Genomic DNA, 19,269 nt, shown 5'->3' on the forward strand with positions numbered 1-19,269 from the left:
CTTTTGATAATCACAAAGCTGGTTCTTGATCACAAACTTTTTTTCACTATCTCAAAAATGTCGCCGGAGAGATTTTCTGTATTCACGATACGCTCCAGTTGATCCCGCATCATATGCTGACGCTCTCCATCATATTTTTTCCAGGTGGTAAACGGCGAGACCATCCGTGCACCAATCTGCGGATTGATAGTGTTCAACTCTATGATACGGTCAGCCAGAAATGCGTACCCCAAACCTTTGTGGTCATGGAAGCGGACATGATTCATGGCACAGAATGCCCCAACCAGAGACCTTACTTTATTGGGATTCTTCATTGAGAAAACGGGATGGCTCATCAATCTCTTCACTTCATCCAGTGTATCCTGGCGTTTCGAGGTAGCCTGGATAATAAGCCACTTATCCATGACCAGCGGGTCGTTACGCCATAACTCATAAAAATCACCAAGAATTTCCTCGCGGACATCGAGCTCGCTGTTGGCAATAATTTGCAGAGCGCTGACGACATCTGTCATATTCTTAGCGGTTTCATACTGGGCCAGACACCGGTCGATTATCTCCTGCGGAGGAGCATCGATCGCCATAAGATAATCGAGGGCGATATTTTTCAAGCTCCGCTTGCCCATAGCTTCTGGTGTAAGTTGATACTCTGCTTCGTCATTTTCAAGATAGAGGGCCGTGAATTTATCAATTAACCTTCCTGCTAGCTCGCGCTTAACGAAATTTCGAGCAGCGTGCAGATTATCGGGGTCGATCACTGTCATCTGTCCAGCAAGATATGTTTCCGATGGCAATTGCAGTGCTTGGCCCAGTAAAGCCTTGTCATTCTGTCCGCCGGAAATATTCGCAGAAACTGCCGTCAAATACTGATCATCAAGTACTGGTTGACCGCCTGCCTGCAATGCTTCTAACGCGGCAAAAATGACCTGTTCAGCCAATTGAAAAGCGGCTTCGCAACGGTTATACAAATCACTGTCATGGGCCATGAGAAAGGCAAGTTCTTCTTGTGACTGGAAGGGCTTTACCCGCACCGGTGCAGAAAAATTCCTGAGGAAAGAGACTACGGGTTTCTGTTCGATACCGTAAAATACAAAGGTTTCCTCGGCTTCTTTCAGTTCAAGAACAAGAGTGTCGTCGTCGGTTATGCGAATATCCTTACCATCCTGATCAAGGAGACCGATTGCCACCGGCAGGTGAAACGGCTTCTTCTCTGGTTGACCGGGCGTGGGGGGGCAGGATTGCTTCAAATTTAAGCTATATTCCTCTTTTTCCGAATCGAAATGCTCCGACACCTCTATTACAGGGGTTCCTGACTGGCTATACCAACGAGTAAATTGGTCGAGATCGTAGTCGTTGGCATCCGCCATGGACGCCACAAAGTCATCACAGGTCACGGCCTGCCCGTCATGACGGGCAAAATAGAGATCCATGCCTTTGCGGAATCCTTCAGCGCCAAGCAGCGTGTGCATCATACGGATGACTTCAGCACCTTTGTTATAAACTGTGGAGGTGTAGAAATTGTTGATCTCAACATAAGAGTCTGGCCGAACCGGGTGGGCCATCGGTCCACTGTCTTCGCGGAACTGTCCGGTTCTGAGTATCCGTACGTCGTCGATGCGCTGTACCGGACGAGAATTCATATCTGCGGAAAACTCCTGATCCCGGAAGACGGTAAGCCCTTCCTTCAGGGAAAGCTGGAACCAGTCACGACACGTCACCCTGTTTCCTGTCCAGTTATGGAAATATTCGTGAGCAACCACCCCTTCAATTCCGAGATAATCGTTATCGGTGGCAGTTTCGGGAAGAGCAAGGACATATTTGGAGTTGAAAACATTCAGTCCTTTATTTTCCATGGCCCCCATATTGAAGTCATCAACAGCTACGATCATGAAAATGTCGAGATCGTACTCAAGTCCGTACACCTCTTCGTCCCACCGCATCGCCTTTTTTAGCGACAGCATCGCATGATCGCACTTGGTGATATTACGTTCCTCCACATAGATACGCAGGCAAATATTTCGCCCGGATTTTGTGGTGAAGAAATCCTCAATATAACGAAGGTCGCCGGCCACCAGTGCAAAGAGATAGGAAGGTTTGGGAAAAGGGTCGTGCCATACCGCGTAATGGCGACCATCTTCTAGTTCCCCTTCATCAACCTTGTTACCGTTGGAGAGCATCACCGGACAATTGCTCTTGTTGCCTTCAATCCGGGTAGTAAAAGGCGCAAGTATATCTGGGCGATCAATATAATAGGTGATTTTCCTGAATCCTTCCGCCTCACACTGGGTGCAGTAGTTGCCATTGCTCCGATAAAGACCTTCTAGGAGTGTGTTTGCATCGGGCCGTATCCGGGTAGCGATCTCAAGAGTGAAACTGTCACCGGGTGCTGTAAGGGACAGACCTTTTTCGTTCACCTGATACATATTGGCAGCGAGTTCATCACTGTTGCAGCGAATCCATAACAACTCCAGGTCTTCGCCATTCAAAAACAGTTGATCGCCCTCTTCTCCGGCGTCTGGGTTTTTGCGAAATCTGGTTGTGGCGAAAACGTCGGTGTGGTCGTCTTGGAGTTGAAAGATAAGAGAAATCGATTCGACAATAAACGGTGGGACGCGATAGTCTTTCCGATAAATTGTTGGATGTTCCACATTCTTCATCAGGGATGGTTCCTTTTATAAAGAAGATCTTCTTTGGCTGGTCATGTTTTTGCCTGTTGACAGCTAAGGCACGACAATTATATTCATGACTGCTTTAACATAGTTGCTTAGCGTGTCGTATTGTATTTGCAACAGACGAATATACTACGTATTGGACGCTATAAAGAATTACACATCCTGCCTAAAAGACAGGAGTGTGGAATGTAAACATATTCGTCCTGGGCCAGAAAACATCATACTGTTTTTTACGCAACGACTCTGAATTCAACTTGTTTCTTAAATTGCAACCCGGCTTAATCACATTGTCTTCAGATTTTTTCCTGAACGAACAGAATCGTCTTCTGAGGCAACTTGATAAAGATAACGAAGAGTTGGCATGTTGAGTGATTTCAGGATGAACCTTAAGTATTTTACCCAAGAAAACAACTGAGAAACCTTCCAATGATTACAATTAACGAGAATTATCTTAAGCTACAGGCATCCTATCTTTTTTCCGACATCGCAAAACGCGTTGCGTCTTTTCAGGAAAAAAATCCCGACCGTGAAGTAATCAAGCTCGGTATCGGCGATGTTACTCGTGCCCTGCCGAAAGCCTGTATCGATGCGTTCCATAAGGCCGTTGACGAGATGGCGGTTGACGCAAGCTTTCGGGGCTATGGTCCCGAACAAGGGTATGCGTTTCTTCGTGAAGCTATAGCTAAAAACGATTTCCACGCAAGAGGTGCAAATATCTCGGCCGATGAGATTTTTGTCAGCGATGGCGCAAAATGCGATACCGGCAATATCCAGGAACTCTTTTCTCAGGATATCACCATAGCGATTCCTGATCCGGTCTATCCTGTGTATCTTGACACCAACGTAATGGCGGGCAGGACGCTTAACTTTGAGGATGGTCGTTTTAAAGGAATCGTCTATCTTGACTCGACCAAAGAAAACAACTTTGTCCCTGCCCTGCCCAAAGAACCTGTCGACCTTATTTATCTCTGTTTCCCAAACAACCCTACCGGTTCCACCATCACTAAGGAAGAGTTGAAAACCTGGGTGGATTATGCGCGAGCCAATAAGGCGCTGATCCTTTTCGATGCAGCTTATGAAGCATTTATTCAGGATGAGTCGCTGCCGAAAACCATCTATGAGATTGAGGGCGCAAAAGAGGTAGCCATCGAGTTCCGCAGTTTCTCAAAAAGCGGTGGCTTCACTGGAACACGCTGTGCATTTACCGTTGTGCCGAAAGAATGTGTGGCTTACGATACAACAGGCAAAGTCCACTCGGTGCATGCGTTATGGAATCGTCGACACTGCACAAAGTTCAACGGTGTCTCCTACCCCGTTCAGAAGGCAGCCGAAGCTCTCTACAGTGAAGAAGGCAAAGTACAGGCCAAGGAACTGGTGGATTATTACCTGAAAAACGCCGAGCTGATCTGTACCACTATGGAAGAACTTGGCTTTACCTATGACGGCGGCAAAAACTCACCGTACGTATGGATCTGGGGCAACATGGATTCATGGGAGTTCTTCGACATGCTGCTGAATAAGGCCGGAGTGGTATGTACACCGGGAGCGGGATTTGGCAAGTGCGGCAATGGCTATATTCGCATCTCCGCCTTCAATAGCTACGAGAATGTCGTGAAAGCCATGCAGCGTATTCGCGAGGCATTCGGCAAATAGATAGTTCTTTTCTGTCATTAGGTTTGAAGTGAAAATAAAGGGAGGCGTAGCAATTCAATGCTGCGCCTCCCTTTTCATTTCTTCTATCTTTTTTGATCGTTATAACGAGGCCGGACTGAAATGGACGGATTCCTCCAACCCTTCAAGGGTGAGGACCTCACCTGCTCCATGCTTGCGCAGGTATTCGACAACCCCTCGAACCAACCGTTCTGGAGCAGAGGCCCCGGCAGTAATACCCACCCTGTTAACCCCCACAATACTGTCCGGATCTATATCCGAGTAATCATCGATCAGAAAGGCTATCGTTCCAGATTTGAGGGAAACCTCCCGCAACCTGTTGGAGTTCGAGCTGTTTTTTGAGCCAACCACAAAAATAATATCGGTCATTTCCGCTAATGCTCTCACTGCATTCTGTCGATTTTCCGTTGCAAAACAGATGTTCGACTTCGGCCCTCTCAACTTCGGAAAGCGCTCGAGCAGTACCTGTTGTATGCCAACGATATCTTCCCGGCTGAGGGTAGTCTGGGTAACATAGGCAACCATATCATTGTCGTTCAAGGTAACAGTTCGCGCTTCATCGACTGTAGCGACAATATGAACCCCATCAGGGACCCTGCCGGCAGTTCCTTCAACTTCAGGGTGGCGATGATGACCGATAATAATGACATCGCATTTTTCTTGGTGGTATTTTTCAACCATGCGATGAACGCTGCTGACCAACGGGCATGTGGCATCTATAGTGCGAAGACCGAGTCTGGCTGCAATCGCCTCTGTTTCAACTGATACACCGTGGGCACTGAAAATACAGATTCCCCCGCGTGGAATTTCCTGAAGCCGCTCGACAAAGATTGCACCGAGACTTTCAAGCTCCTGCAACACATGCTTGTTATGCACTATCTCATGTAGAACGTAGACCGGGCTACCATGGTCTCGAATTGCTTTTTTTACCGTCTCTATGGCCCGCTCCACTCCGGCACAAAATCCACGGGGAGATGCGAGAATAATCTGAAACTTTTGTGCCATATATCCGCTCTTGACTCATCTGGTTGAATAGGAATTAGCGTTCAGCTATAAAAAGCTCATCTAAGCAACAATGTAGTCAAGTCGTGAAGAGTTTTCAAGCATACGAAACATGTGCACAAATACGGTTGTCCATCAATTCAAGGTCTGGCATTGGTGTACATGCCTGAAACATACATAGCAGGAAAAAGTCAGGGCCACACTGTTATAAAAACAGTGTGACCCTGAGGTATCGTCAAGCTGTAATGGGGTTGTATTTCAATATCCTTGCAGTTTATCAATCAATTCAGGAAGGAAAAGTGAAATCTGTGGAATATAGGTAATCATTACAAGGAAAATCAGGAGAACAGCCAGCCATGGCAGTGCTGATTTAATAGCCCAGCCGATACTGCGTCCAGTCACACCTGAAATAACAAACAGGTTAAGTCCGACCGGTGGAGTCAGCATGCCGATCTCCATATTTACCACCATTATTATACCAAGATGGATTGGATCAATCCCCAACTTGAGGGCAATGGGGAACAAAATCGGCGCCATAATCAACAGGATTGCTGAAGGCTCCATAAAGTTACCGGCAGCAAGGAGCATCAGGTTCACTACTATCAGAAACATCCATGGCGAAAGTCCCATGCTGACTATCATCTCGGTAAGATGGTGCGGGATGCGTTCGGTTGTGAGCACATGAGCAAAGAGCATGGCGTTAGCAATGATAAAGAGCAACATGATACTGACCTTTGATGCATCGAGCAGCACCTTGTTCACATCCTTATCGAACACGCATTTAGGTAGTGCAATAGTGCACTGAATAATATTTCTGGTAATCATCGAACCGATTGGTTCATCTTTCTTGCGCCAGGGCTCATTTCTCATGGGTCCTATATCACGGTAGCCGAAGACCGCCACGCCAAAAGCGTAAACCGCCGATACCGCCGCTGCTTCTGTAGGACTGGCAATACCACCATAGATAGAACCAAGCACTATCACAATGAGCATAAGGCCGCCGGAGGCGCTTATTCCTGAGGTGAGGACTTCCTTTATTCCTGCCCATGGCTGGCGAGGGATTTTCTTCACTCGGGCGACAACATAGATTACCACCATGAGCATGAAGCCCATCATAATACCGGGAATAAAACCAGCCATGAACATCCTGGCTGCAGAAACTTCGGTTGCTGCAGCATAAACAAGCATGACAATCGAAGGTGGAATGAGAATCCCGAGTGTTCCTGCATTGGCGATGACACCGGCAGCTATCGATTCCGGATAACCGGCTTTTACCATACCGACAATTGCAATTGAACCAATAGCCGCAACCGTTGCAGGGGAAGATCCAGATACAGCGGCAAAAATCATACAGGCCATAACAGAAGCCATGGCAATACCACCATGAATATGGCCAACCATGCTCAGGGCAAAACGGATGATGCGTTTAGCAACTCCACCTGTAGAAAGAAATGCCGATGAAAGGATAAAAAATGGAATGGCCAGCAATGTGTAGTGACCCGAAAGTGCTCCAAACAATTTCAGCGCGATAGAAGGAACAGAGTCGTTTGAAAAAAGCAGAATCGTGGCAGTACTGGAAAGACCAAGGGCGAGTGCAATAGGCATCCCCAGCAGCATGCACCCAAAGAGGAGAAAGAAAAGAAAGGCAGTTGTCATTTCAGTCCCTCCCCTTGTTTAATTTCTTTTGCGATCTCCATGCTATCCTTTGCCTCATCAGCATGCCGGAAACAATCAATATTGCCGACAATGACGTCTTTTAGCAGTATCAGCAGTCGGATGGTGAACATGCCAAAACCTACGACCATCACCCCTTGTGCTATCCATGCTGGAAATTCCGGTATATCCTCAAGACCAATGCCGATTTTTTTTATCTTCCCTAGATAAATATAGCTGCCGTACAGGATAAGCGAACAGTAGGCAAGGCCGAGTAAACACCCAATTGCTGTAAGAATTCGCCGAATATTCGGCGAAAAGATTTTCACGAAAGCATCCATTCCAATGTGCGAGCCGACCTTCAACCCGTAAGATGCACCAATGAGGACAAACCATGCGGACATGTAAAGCGTCAGTTCCTGGGACCAAAGAAATCCCTTATTGAAGCCAAACCGCATAACCACGTCCATGAACACTAGGGCCGTCGTCGATACCAGCAGCAGGCATATAAGAGCTTCCTCAGCTCGATTGAGGATGCGCATAAACATAGATACACTCCTTACGCGGTAATCCGCGGGGCACATTGCCCTGCGGATTACCAAATTAGCACGAGACTTATTCTTATGTTACAAGCCAGGAATTTTAGTTGTTCGCAGCATAAGCGGCATCGATCATGTCTTTTCCGATCGTGTCTTCAAACTGCTTCCAAACAGGTTTCATTGCCTCAACCCACTGTGCACGCTCTTCAGGTGTGAGCTCAATTATTTCTGAGCGTTTCGACTCAACGACTTTCGCTCTCGCTTCGGTATCTTTATCGCCGGCGATCTGGTTGCCGTAAGTAATAGCCTCATCAAGAGCTTTCTTCACTTCAGTTCTTACGTCATCAGGAAGACCGTTCCAGAATTCTGTTGAGGTGATGACCATATAGTCAAGAACACCATGATTGGATTCGGTAATATACGGTTGTACTTCATGATACTTTTGAGAATAAATATTTGACCAGGTATTTTCCTGACCATCGATAGCCTTGGTTTGAAGAAGAGTAAAAACCTCTGAGAACGGTTTTTTCAAAGGAATGGCGTTGACTGCCTGGAACTGTGCGGCGAGAACGTCGGAGGTCATGATGCGGAATTTTTGGCCGGCTGCGTCGCCAGGAACCCTGAGAGCCTTATTAGATGAAAGCTGCTTGAGGCCATTATGAAGGTAGCCAAGACCGACAAAACCTTTACTTTCAAGTGATTTTAAGAGCTCCATGCCCTTATCGCTCTTCTGGAATTTTTCTACCGCGTTCATGTCTTTGAACAGGAAAGGCAGGTCATAAAGATCGAGTTGTTTGGTGTAGCGACCGAATTTTGAGAGCGCAGGAGCGGCAAGTTGCACATCGCCAAGCTGCATGGCCTGAAGGACCTGATCGTCATCAAAGAGCTGGCTTGATGGGAAAACTTCTACGACAACTTTATCAGGCATGCGTTCGGCGACAAGATCTCTGAACTTGTTGGCTGCTATACCTTTTGGTGTATTTTCAGCAACAACATGGGAAAACTTGATGGTAATTGGAGCGGCAAGAGCGGAGCCGGCAAAAATCATTGCGGATACAGCGGCTGTTGCAACCAAAGTGGTGATCTTACGGAACATAAGTTTTCTCCTCCAGTAATGATACAAGCAATCCAATTGTTACGGCGTGAATCACAACGCCGCGCCATTTTAAGAGACGTCAAGCGCCTTCTGATACATCTGTTTAGCAACAATCAGACCATTTCTACTGGTGTTTGCAATTTACTGATATCGCAAACAAATAAAAATGAAAGAGAAACCTGGTTTCTGCATATCGGCGGAAAACCGCCAAACGAAAGCCTGGCCATGGGGGATTTACGCCAATTGGTATATTTTGTAAGCCAGATCTGGTGGAGGATTTTACTTATAATCGCTCTTGTCGAGGCCGTATTTACGCATCTTGTCATAAAGTGTTTTGCGCGGAATATCTAAGGCATCCATCACATCCTTAATGCTTCCCCTCGCGGCCACCAAAGCCTGCTCAATCAGGCTGCGTTCGAAACAATCTACCTGTATCGGAAGGCTGCGCTTCTGTTCATTCACTACAGAACCTGAAAGCAATCTGTCGATTGACCAACCCATCTGCCCACCAAGTAATACATACCGCTCGGCAAGATTCCGTAATTCGCGAACATTGCCTGGCCATGAGTAGGCCATGAGTGCATTCATCTGTGCGGCTGTTGGTTGGGGTATTTCCTGCTGGTAACGATGACCGGCAACCAACAGGAAATGATGGAATAGCAGAGGAATGTCCTCTCGCCGATCACGCAAAGGCGGAATCTCAAGACTTACCACATTGAGACGGTAATAGAGGTCTTCACGAAATTCACCCATTTCCGCCTGTTGCCTGAGATCTACTTTCGTTGCTGCCACAACCCGGAGATCCAGATGAATCAGTTGGTTTGAGCCAAGTCGTTCAAGAGAGCGCTCCTGGAGAACCCGCAGGAGATGAATCTGAACTCTCAGTGGCATCGATTCAATCTCGTCGAGCAAAAGTGTTCCGCCATTAGCGTGCTCAATTTTTCCGATTCGCTGCGTTCTTGCGTCAGTAAAGGCACCAGCTTCATGACCGAAAAGTTCGCTTTCAATCATAGATTCAGGTAATGCACCACAGTTCACTGCCACAAAATTCCTGGTTCTGCGATTGCTGTGTTCGTGAAGTGACCGTGCGACCAACTCTTTTCCCGTGCCTGTTTCCCCAAGAACCAGTACGTCAGCCCCGGTATTGGCCACCTGGGAAATGGTGGCTCGAAGTTTTTCCATGGCCGGTGTTTTGCCTATAATTCTTGGCCCTGGAGTGGAATGTGCTTCAAGTTCACGGCGCAGATTTCTGTTTTCGAGTGTCAGCGAACGCTTTTCCAATGCTCTCTGGACTGTTTTCACCAGCCTCTCTGCCGAATAGGGCTTTTCAATAAAATCATAGGCACCGTCTCGCATTGCCTGGACGGCCGTCGAGATATCGCCATGACCGGTAATGAGTATAACCGGCAGATCCTTATCGATCTTCTGAACTTCGACCAGAAATTGCAAACCATCCATTTTCGGCAAACGAATGTCACATACCACCACGCCCTGCCAGTCCCGGTTTATGAGCGAATATGCATCCTCAGCTGATTCGTGGCAGATTACCTCCAAATCGGCAAGTTCCAGGGTCTGCCGATTGGCCTGGCGAATATGTTTTTCATCGTCGATAAAAAGTACTTTGTGAAGCGCATCCATGAGCGATTATGCCTTTTCTAACGATATTTCAAAGCAAGCCCCCTGCCCTTTGGCCTGAGGGATAACACGAATACTGCCGCGCATTTCCTGAAGTATGCGCTCACTGATGGTCAAACCAAGCCCAAGCCCCTGTCCAGATTTCTTGGTGGTGAAAAAAGGTTCGAAAATATGTGGCAAATCTTCTGCGGTAATACCTGGTCCACTATCCATTACACGTATCAACACAGCATTGCCGTTAAGTTCGGCTGTAACATGGACGATTTTAAGATCACTGGGTTCCGCTGCTTGAATAGCATTGCTGATCAAGTTAATCAATACCTGCTGCAACAGCAAATTATTGGCTTTTACTTCAATATTTTCAGGAACAAGACGAACATTCACCTGAACGCCTCGCTTGCGGATAGATGGCTTGAGAATCTCAAGTGCTCCATCAATGACACCATGGAGGGGGACAACTGTCATCTGCCCGCTCGTCTTTCTTGAGAACAACTTGAGCTGCACACCAATCTGAGCCATACGCTCAGTCAGCTCGGCAATCTGCTCAAGATTCCAGAGAGCCTCTTCGTGGCGTCCTTTTTTGAGAAATTCCTTACCGTTATCCGTATAACTGCGAATGGCTGCCAGGGGTTGGTTCAACTCATGGTTGATACCGGCTGACATCTGACCAAGAACAGCCATTTTCGCTGCATGAATAAGCTCGTTTCGTGTCTTGCGTAAGGTCTCTTCGGTTCGCTGGCGGTCCTGGATCTCGCGTCGCAGGAGTTTATTAATAGCAGTGAGCTCTCTCGTGCGCTCCTTTACCCGTAATTCAAGCTTTTCATTGGCCCGTTGCAACGTCCTTCTGGTTTTCTCACGAATAAGGGTAAGTTCTGCCAGTCGATATTGCCGTTGTTTCAAGAGAAGAACAAGCAGGAAGGTAAGCAGAAGAGATGCACCAACCATGATATTGACCCACCACACTCGCTTCTTCACCGTCTGGATGTCGGTCAGAATGTGCACACTCCAGCCGGCTTCCGGCATATTGCGTGTAAGCAAGAGATGATTTCGACCGACTGGATTATTCTGATCGTGGAGATGGACAATTTGACGATTTCCTTCCAGGTCCTGCCGGGTGTCAGTCAGTACCGCAAGCGAGGCGTTTGGGTAACGTCTGCTTTCAATTATCTGCTTACGCACCGTTTCTTCGAGTGGATGAAGGGTCTGATACCTCCAATCAGGTTCGGTGGTAATAAACACTACACCATCAGGATCGGTAACCAGGAAATTATCGCCTCGTTCGCCCCAACTTTGCTCGACCGAATCAATGTTGACCTTAATGACGACAACGCCAAGTATTTCCCCTGCCCTGCGGACGGGATAGGCAAAATAATATCCGCGCTTTGAAGATGTAGTTCCTAAGGCAAAATAGCGACCGAGCTGCCCTTTCATGGCCTCAAGGAAATAGGGCCTGTATGAAAAGTTACGCCCGACAAAAGGGTGTTCTTCCTGCCAGTTACTGGCAGCAATGGTCAGCCCTTCCTTGTCCATGAGATAGGTATCTGCGGTGTCACTGATAGCATTGATGGTTTCAAGGTACCGGTTCAGTTTATTGATCCGCTGGTCTTCCCTGGGGTTCAACAGGGCATTGACCAGATTATCATCTATGGCAAGGAGCTCCGGCAAGGATTGATATGTCTTCAACACCCCTTGAAGATAGGTGACAAAAAGCTCAAGCTTCACCGTTCCTTGACTAGATAGATCCTCTATCCCGCGATGATACATGACCCTCGAGGTAAGCCAAAGCATAACGGTGCCGATAAGCAGGAACGCCATACCGGTGACGAGGAAAAATCGTCTCTGAGGTTTTTTGATCACACTCATAAACAGATATCAATCGCCCCGGTGAAGGTTCAAGCGCAGGCTTGCCCAAAATACCAACGTCTCTGTGAATTGCACAAAAGCATCGAGGGTTTTAATCGTTATCACTTCTCTTTAATTGTCTTACATTTCTCTTAACGTGTTTCAATTCCGGCTTCGGCAACAGCTCTTTTCACAGAGGAGATCTTCACTTCACCGCGATGAAAAATTCCGGCGGCAAGCGCTGCTTCCGCACCGGTTTCAAGAAAGACTTCTGTGAAATGGGCGGGGCAACCTGCACCACTTGAGGCGATAACAGGAATGGACACAGCCCCTTTCACCATCCTGACCAGTTCCAGATCGAAACCGCTGTTGGTGCCATCTTTGTCGATGCAGTTGAGCAGGATCTCGCCGGCACCGAGCTCTTCACAGGCTGTTACCAACTGGACAACATCTACATCACGCCCCTCACGGCCACCTCGGACTGTACATTGGTACCAACAGTATTCCTCCCCATTTGGACCAGGGAACTGTGTTTTAACCGTGGTGTGCGAAGTCTCGTCAGAACTTTTGACATAAACCCTTCGCGGGTCTACTGAAATGACGACCGCCTGAGCACCATACACTATGGAGATCTGCTCAATTGCAGTCTTTCCTGTTTTCTCTCTGTTCTTCAGATACTCTTCAACCGAATAAACAGCATCGCTGCCAATTGAGACTTTGTCGGCTCCTGAACGGAAGTACTGTGATGCGACATCGAGTGCGGAATAAAAATTGCCTTCGCTATCGGTAAATTCCCGAATACCACCACCAATAGTAAGCGGCACGAAAACATTTTTTGAGGTCTCTTTCAGTACCTCAATCATTGGCTGATCTTGTAGGGGGAAATCTCGAAAACCGGTAATATTCAGGAAGGTCACTTCGTCTGCGCCTTCTTCGTAATAGCGTCGAGCAAGTTCCACCGGTTTTCCGAGATTGCGTACCTCACCTTCCTGGCGCACATCATACTGATCGCCCTTAGTGACCACTAAATCTCCCGCATCGTTGCTGCGGACGTCCAGGCAGGCAATAATCCGCCGAGCTATTTGGGTTTTCTCCCCTGCTATCAGTGTATTTTTTGCTCCGCAGACAGTGAGCGTTTCGGAGTCTTGTAAAAAACGTTCCAGAATACCAAGACCAGCAGCCCCACTTTTCTCCGGATGAAACTGGGTCGCAATTACCCGACCTTTTGCCACTGCAGAGATGAACTCCTCACCGTAATCGGTCGTGGTGAGGATCCAGTCACGGTTATCTGGATTGGCCGATGCTTTGTAGGAGTGGACAAAGTAAAGCTTTTCGCCATTGTAAGCGGAAAAAAGAGAACTTTCTTTATGCAGTTTAATACCATTCCAGCCAATCTGAGGAACAGACAACCCACTATCTGTAAAACGCTTGACCTGCCCTGGAATAATACCGAGTCCGGCAACTCCTGGGGATTCCTCACTCCCGTCAAAAAAGGCCTGGAGAGCAACACAGATGCCAAATGTCGGTTTATCCTGACGGATGCGTTCAACTATTTTCTCGGCATAACCGTCTCGCACCAATCGTTGCATGACGACACCAAAATTACCCACCCCAGGAAAGATAAGTTTATCTGCACTGAGAATATCCTCAGGCTTTTCAACATCACGCACTTCAAACCCAAGTTTACGAATAGCGTTTCTCACACTGCGGACATTCCCCGCACCATAATCAAGTAAAGTGATCATCAGCTGCTACCTCTCACAATATATTCAATACATCGACACGACTGAAATGTCATTTACCCCTGTAGTTGTTTGGGGATAGGCTTTTACCACAGTCCTGCAGAACAATTTTTAAGACCCTTGCACATTCTTCGATATGCATCAATAATCAAACCCTTGCTGGGCGGAAATTCCTTGCCGGTATGGATGTTTAATATCCTTCATTTCCGTCACCAAATCAGCATTTGCAATAAGTCGCTCTGAGGCGTCTCGACCAGTAATGACCACATGCATATGAGGCGGCCGCTTTTCAAGCGCCTGCAGAATTTCCTCTTCGGCTACCATCTTGTATTTAACGAGATAGGTCAACTCATCCAAAACCAGAAGGTTTACCGTTCCTTCTGTGATTATTGACTGAGCCAGTTCCCAAGCTTCCCTTGCACGTGCAATATCCTGAGAAGGATCTGCAGAATTCCAGGTAAAACCACGTCCGGTAACATGAAATTCGAGGAGTTGTGGAAATTGGTCTGCGAGCTTATTCTCGCCTGTGCTTTTGCGTCCTTTGATAAACTGTACGATAGCAACTTTCTGACCATGCCCCAAAGCCCGGAATGCAAGTCCAAGGGCAGCGGTAGTTTTTCCCTTACCATTGCCGGTATGAATGGCAAGGATGCCTTTACTCTCCACAGCGTGCCTCTCTGGTGCCGTGGCTGAAGCTGCTGTCGTATAGTTTTGATTCGGCCGTCAAGGGATCTTTACCAAAAACCCTGCCAACACAGATCATGGCTGTCTTTCTTATCTTCTCGGCATTCACCAATGACGCAATTGTTGCCAGAGTGCCGTTAATAATTTTCTGGTTCGGCCATGTAGCGCGCTCTACAACCGCGATCGGTGTGGACGTCGGATACCCACCGGTAATCAGTTCGTCGACTACCTTCTCGATCATCCCTACAGAAAGAAATATCATCATTGTGGTCTGATGTCTGGCAAGATCTCGAAGTTTTTCACCTTCGGGTACAGGCGTGCGTCCTTCCTGCCGGGTAATGATCACTGTCTGGGCGATTTCCGGCAGAGTCAATTCAGCCTGAAGCGCGGCAGCAGCACCAGCAGCGGAAGTGACCCCCGGCACGACCAGGTAGGGAATGTTCAACTGGTCTAGACGGTACATCTGCTCTTTGATCGCTCCGAAAATTGATGGATCACCAGTATGCAGTCGAACCACCTTCTCTCCACGTTGCCATGCCTCATGCATGACCTCGAGAATCTGGTCGAGATCCATACCTTGGGAGTCGTGAATTTCTTTTGCTTTGCAACCATTCAATAGTTCTGGATTGACGAGGCTGCCTGCATAGACAATACAATCAGCCTCGTCGAGAAGCCTCCGCCCCTTTACAGTAATAAGTTCGATATCGCCGGGACCCGCGCCGACAAAACAGATAGGGTTATTGGTAACGTTGGTCACTTGCCAGTCCTCTTATTTTCTGCAAAGTTTTATTGAGATTTCAATCATTGGTATGTCGGTACCATAATCGAAGAAACAGGTAACTTGAATAGCTGTTATCTGGATACGCTTCTGCCGACTATCAGGGTAATGGGGTTGAATGTTGTTGTTTGTCCCGACGGATAGCAGCAACGCCGCACCTCGATTTGTCTCAGGTCGACCTTTAATCCGCATTGGTAGAGTATTTCAGGGGCCTCTTTGCGGGTTTTTTCCAGCACAGCCGAGACGACTATTCGTCCATCTGGAAGCAATTCATCCGCTCCGTGACGGAGTATTTCCGCAAGATTACCACCGCTACCACCGACAAAAATTCGATCCGGTCGTGGAAGTCCTGCCAGCATTTCCGGGGCTCCACCGGATACAAGCTGTATGTTGGCAACTCCATAACGAGCTATGTTAGCTAAAATATTGTGTTGCTGCTCTTCTTCTTTTTCAATAGCGTAGACTAGTGTATCCGGCTGCATCCTGGCTGCTTCAATGCTCACTGACCCGGATCCGGCACCGATATCCCACATGATTGCGTTAGCTGGAATGGCAAGAGCATGTAAGGCCGAAGCTCGGACCTCATTTTTCGTTATAAGTCCCCTGCTATGAATGATCTCATCTTCGATGAGCCCAAAGCTTGATTTGCCACTGCTGTTTGAGACTTCGTTGCGTACGATAATCATGCATGAAAGATTGCCAAAAGTCATTGCTGCAATTTCAGCAAGAGTGCCGCTCACGCATCGCTCATCAGGCATCCCAAGATTTTCAGCAACGTGAATCTTCATCATCTCATCATTTTTGCCGACAAACTGCAGAAGCTCAGCAGCTAGCATCTCAGGCCTGTTGATGTTATCCGTCAGAACAGCGGTCAGTGGTCGAGTGAGTAAAGCAGCAACGCGGTTGTGATGCTTGCGGCCATGGAGGCTGACAAAAGCGGCATCATCCCAAGGGATTGCAAAACGAGCAAAAGCATATTGAAGAGAAGAGACTGCAGGAGTTATCTTCACTCTGTTTCGCCCGAATTCCTTAATCAGTTTTTTGCCGATTCCAAAAAACAGGGGGTCGCCGGAGGCAAGAACAGCTACATCTCCTGATGAAAGATGGTCTCTGATACTTTCAATCGCCCCAGTAAGCGGACTGATGGGAATACGTTGCAAGCTTTCTGCAGAGGCCGGCAGGCAGCAATGAAATCTGCCGGTAAGCACAACTGCCTTGCAACCGGCAAGCATGCTTTCATTGACCTTCCCTTCACCCTGCTGGTCGACACCAATTACTCGAATAATTCCTTCAGTCATTGTTCATCTTCCGTTTGCACTTCAATCCTGCCGTTATGATGCACGAGGTAGACGGTGACAGGTTTTCCTGAAAGCTCCTGATGGTAGTTCCGGGCTTCTTCACATACCAATCTGATAATTTCCTGATCGTTATTATCAATCAGTCGCTCGTAAAGTTCGCGCGCTGTATTTGATCCGTGGAGATAGTCGCGATTTCGAGTTCTCCCCAATTTATTAATAAGGGAAATTGCCTGTTCCATCTCGAGAGCGCCAAATCGAACGTGTGTCTGGGGTATTCGTAATGCCGCTTTCATTATCTTGGCCCACATGCCGGCAAGATGTAGACGGTTAAATGTGTATTTGGCGGATTCTTTCAGGGCAAATTCGAGATAGTCCCCCATCATAATAAAGGCTTCAGGCTGAAAGACGCAAAGCTGCTGCAGCGCTGCCTCGGAGGTTCTCCCCGTAGAAAGAACAATTTCAGTATTGCCAGTGGCCTCGGCCACTTCCATTGCCGTGGTGATGGTGGCTGTCCATGCTTCCGCCGATACGGGTCGAACGATGCCGGTGGTACCTAGAATGGATATCCCTCCGATAATTCCCAATCGCTCATTCAAGGTTTTTGCGGCAAGTACCCTGCCCTCCGGCACGACAATCTCCACCCTCAGATGTATTGGTGAAGATCCGCAGCATTGCTCTACAGCCTCAAGCACAGCAGACTGAATCATCTTCCGGGGAACAGGATTAATGGCAGGTTCCCCTACCTGAACGGCCAGACCAGGCTTGGTGACGGTTCCCACCCCTTCACCTCCGACAATCGTAATTGTTGCCGGGTGTTTCTCTGATGGTTCGTGAATAACTGTGACCGATGCACCAATAACCGCACCGTTTGTCACATCCGGATCATCGCCGGCGTCCTTTATCACAGTCACATAGCAGCTCTGCTCCCCAGTTACGGTTGGCGTGCAAGTGTCGAACGCAAAACGCACCCGGCGGCCATCAGGAAAGGGGATTTCCGCTTCAGTGACAACATGACCTGAAAGAAGGCAGAGGGTCGCACCTTTTGCGGCTGCAGCGGCACAAGCACCAGTGGTATAGCCTGAACGGAGTTTTTTCATAATAAAAAAAGGTCGTCCCTTGTGCAGGAACGACCTTTTACGCTTTGCATATTATCCAGCAATATGTCTCTGCTAACTCTTCTCTTGAGTCCTGTAACTCTGGGCAGGGATTTTACAGCGAGTATTGCAGCTGTTATCACCTGCACTCACCAATCCTCAGGGGCATGGCTACAGCAGTCAGATTAACAGTAATACTTCCGCAAATCCTTAATCAAAAAACAATCCAGGACTTTAGTTGATTGCCTCGGACAATTTGCTGCCTGCTTTGAATTTAGCAACCTTCCTGGCAGGAATGTCGATGGTGGAGCCGGTCTGAGGATTTCTTCCCTGCCGTGCTTCACGAGTGGAAACAGAGAACGTTCCAAAACCAACCAAGGTAACCTTGTCACCTTTTTTCAGACTTTCTGCAATTGCAGCGAGAGTTCCGTTAAGGGCCTTCTCTGCAGCAGCTTTACTGATATCGGCTGCACCTGCGATGCTCTCAATAAGTTCCTTCTTGTTCATGAATTCCTCCCTGCTAATCTTTCTTTTCTTTTACCGGTACAGCTTTCGCTGTTTCCTTTCTCCTGAGATTGATGCTTTACTCAACCAACTTATAATTGTCAAAAGAAAAGTCCGTCGTTTTTCGTTTGACGAATAACAATTTTGTTCTCCACAACCCTTTAGAATCAGGCTTTTAGAGCAGCAACGGATTCACAATAATGGAATAGAAGGCCATAATCAAGCACTAAATAGCTTGTTTTGGCAAGAAATGTCTTTTATGCCGTACGTTCTAGCGACCTAAGAGGCATATAAATGGTATTCCCAGCCCCTGTTCCTGGAAGTATTGAGCGACATTCTTGCGACAGACAGGATCAAGTATTTTCGACAGATCCTCATCCAAAAGTTCAATATGAACAGATCCTTGAAAAGGTCTGACCCGTACACCACGGAATCCCTGAGTTGTTAGAAATTCTTCAGCTTTCTCTATTACAGAGAGTTGCACAATTGTAATTACATTACCGGTGGGAATTCTGGTGGCAAGACAGGAGTTTGATGGGAGATCGTGATTGATGAGCAATTCACGCCGCGCATATTCACGAATGTCATTTTTCCCAATCCCAACTTCAAGAAATGGCGAGACAACACCAAGTTCCCGAGCTGCCTTCATGCCAGGTCGATACTCCTGAAGATCGTTTACATTTGTTCCGTCAAGTAAAACCTCTACGCCTATCTTCCTCATTTCATCTTCAAAAAGCAGAAAGGTTCGTTTTTTACAGAAATAACAACGATTGATATCGTTCACGACAAAATCCGGCCATCCTATCGGTTCGCACTGGATCTCAACAAAATTGCAAGACGAGGCAAAATGGGCTGCCACCACGTTTTTCGTAGTGGCAGCCGCCATGGCTGAATGAAGACAGGAACTGGCATGCAACGCCAGGATATTCTCAGGTGGAAAGACCTGGCAACAGTTATGGAGCAAAACGGTCGAATCGACACCTCCCGAAAAAGCTACGGCCACATTAGTATATTGCCGTAAAAAATCCCGAAGTACTGTGATCAAGTCGTCGAGCATAGTTG

Annotated in this window: 15 protein-coding genes; 1 reads left to right on the forward strand and 14 read right to left on the reverse strand. The window is 47.5% G+C overall.

Annotated features, from left to right (window positions below; translation table 11 throughout):
* Positions 1 to 29: 29 nt before the first annotated feature.
* Positions 30 to 2,654: an aminopeptidase N gene (gene pepN / locus BUF15_RS05290; protein WP_073612422.1), complete on the reverse strand. Its 2,625-nt coding sequence runs from the start codon at positions 2,652 to 2,654 to the stop codon at positions 30 to 32.
* Between the two features lie 441 nt (positions 2,655 to 3,095).
* Between pepN and BUF15_RS05295 the strand changes: the two genes are divergently transcribed.
* On the forward strand, positions 3,096 to 4,322 hold the full coding sequence (locus tag BUF15_RS05295) for an LL-diaminopimelate aminotransferase (RefSeq protein ID WP_073612423.1): 1,227 nt from the start codon (positions 3,096 to 3,098) through the stop codon (positions 4,320 to 4,322).
* A gap of 99 nt (positions 4,323 to 4,421) precedes the next feature.
* On the opposite strand, the gene ispH is transcribed toward BUF15_RS05295, so the two are convergent.
* From ispH to larE, 13 genes are all read right to left on the reverse strand, one after another.
* The gene (gene ispH / locus BUF15_RS05300) at positions 4,422 to 5,345 is read right to left on the reverse strand and encodes a 4-hydroxy-3-methylbut-2-enyl diphosphate reductase (protein WP_073612424.1); all 924 of its coding nucleotides are present in this window, start codon (positions 5,343 to 5,345) and stop codon (positions 4,422 to 4,424) included.
* 255 nt (positions 5,346 to 5,600) lie between these two features.
* On the reverse strand, positions 5,601 to 6,998 hold the full coding sequence (locus BUF15_RS05305) for a TRAP transporter large permease (RefSeq protein ID WP_073612425.1): 1,398 nt from the start codon (positions 6,996 to 6,998) through the stop codon (positions 5,601 to 5,603).
* Entirely contained in the window at positions 6,995 to 7,543 is a 549-nt protein-coding gene (locus tag BUF15_RS05310) for a TRAP transporter small permease (RefSeq protein WP_073612426.1), read from the reverse strand. Before BUF15_RS05310 ends, BUF15_RS05305 begins: the two co-directional genes overlap by 4 nt.
* A 94-nt stretch (positions 7,544 to 7,637) precedes the next feature.
* Entirely contained in the window at positions 7,638 to 8,630 is a 993-nt protein-coding gene (locus BUF15_RS05315; protein ID WP_073612427.1) for a TRAP transporter substrate-binding protein, read from the reverse strand.
* Between the two features lie 279 nt (positions 8,631 to 8,909).
* Positions 8,910 to 10,268 carry a sigma-54-dependent transcriptional regulator gene (locus BUF15_RS05320; protein WP_073612428.1) on the reverse strand — a complete coding sequence of 453 codons (1,359 nt, stop codon included), beginning with the start codon at positions 10,266 to 10,268 and terminating at the stop codon, positions 8,910 to 8,912.
* A 6-nt stretch (positions 10,269 to 10,274) separates the two neighbouring features.
* Entirely contained in the window at positions 10,275 to 12,128 is a 1,854-nt protein-coding gene (locus BUF15_RS05325) for a sensor histidine kinase (RefSeq protein ID WP_073612429.1), read from the reverse strand.
* 131 nt (positions 12,129 to 12,259) lie between these two features.
* Complete coding sequence (gene hisF / locus BUF15_RS05330) at positions 12,260 to 13,852, reverse strand: imidazole glycerol phosphate synthase subunit HisF (RefSeq protein WP_073612430.1); 1,593 nt, start codon at positions 13,850 to 13,852, stop codon at positions 12,260 to 12,262.
* A gap of 138 nt (positions 13,853 to 13,990) precedes the next feature.
* Positions 13,991 to 14,515: a cob(I)yrinic acid a,c-diamide adenosyltransferase gene (gene cobO / locus BUF15_RS05335; protein WP_073612431.1), complete on the reverse strand. Its 525-nt coding sequence runs from the start codon at positions 14,513 to 14,515 to the stop codon at positions 13,991 to 13,993.
* Positions 14,505 to 15,290, reverse strand: a complete 786-nt coding sequence (gene cobM, locus BUF15_RS05340) for a precorrin-4 C(11)-methyltransferase (RefSeq protein WP_200802331.1) — start codon at positions 15,288 to 15,290, stop codon at positions 14,505 to 14,507. Before cobM ends, cobO begins: the two co-directional genes overlap by 11 nt.
* Positions 15,291 to 15,385: 95 nt before the next feature.
* The gene (locus BUF15_RS05345; RefSeq protein WP_073612432.1) at positions 15,386 to 16,609 is read right to left on the reverse strand and encodes a bifunctional cobalt-precorrin-7 (C(5))-methyltransferase/cobalt-precorrin-6B (C(15))-methyltransferase; all 1,224 of its coding nucleotides are present in this window, start codon (positions 16,607 to 16,609) and stop codon (positions 15,386 to 15,388) included.
* Positions 16,606 to 17,706, reverse strand: a complete 1,101-nt coding sequence (locus tag BUF15_RS05350; RefSeq protein ID WP_073612433.1) for a cobalt-precorrin-5B (C(1))-methyltransferase — start codon at positions 17,704 to 17,706, stop codon at positions 16,606 to 16,608. Before BUF15_RS05350 ends, BUF15_RS05345 begins: the two co-directional genes overlap by 4 nt.
* Positions 17,707 to 17,937: 231 nt before the next feature.
* The gene (locus BUF15_RS05355) at positions 17,938 to 18,228 is read right to left on the reverse strand and encodes an HU family DNA-binding protein (protein ID WP_268753163.1); all 291 of its coding nucleotides are present in this window, start codon (positions 18,226 to 18,228) and stop codon (positions 17,938 to 17,940) included.
* Positions 18,229 to 18,478: 250 nt separating this feature from the next.
* Entirely contained in the window at positions 18,479 to 19,264 is a 786-nt protein-coding gene (larE, locus tag BUF15_RS05360) for an ATP-dependent sacrificial sulfur transferase LarE (protein ID WP_073612435.1), read from the reverse strand.
* Between the last annotated feature and the right edge of the window lie 5 nt (positions 19,265 to 19,269).

Source organism: Desulfopila aestuarii DSM 18488, assembly GCF_900143695.1.
Taxonomy (GTDB): domain Bacteria; phylum Desulfobacterota; class Desulfobulbia; order Desulfobulbales; family Desulfocapsaceae; genus Desulfopila; species Desulfopila aestuarii.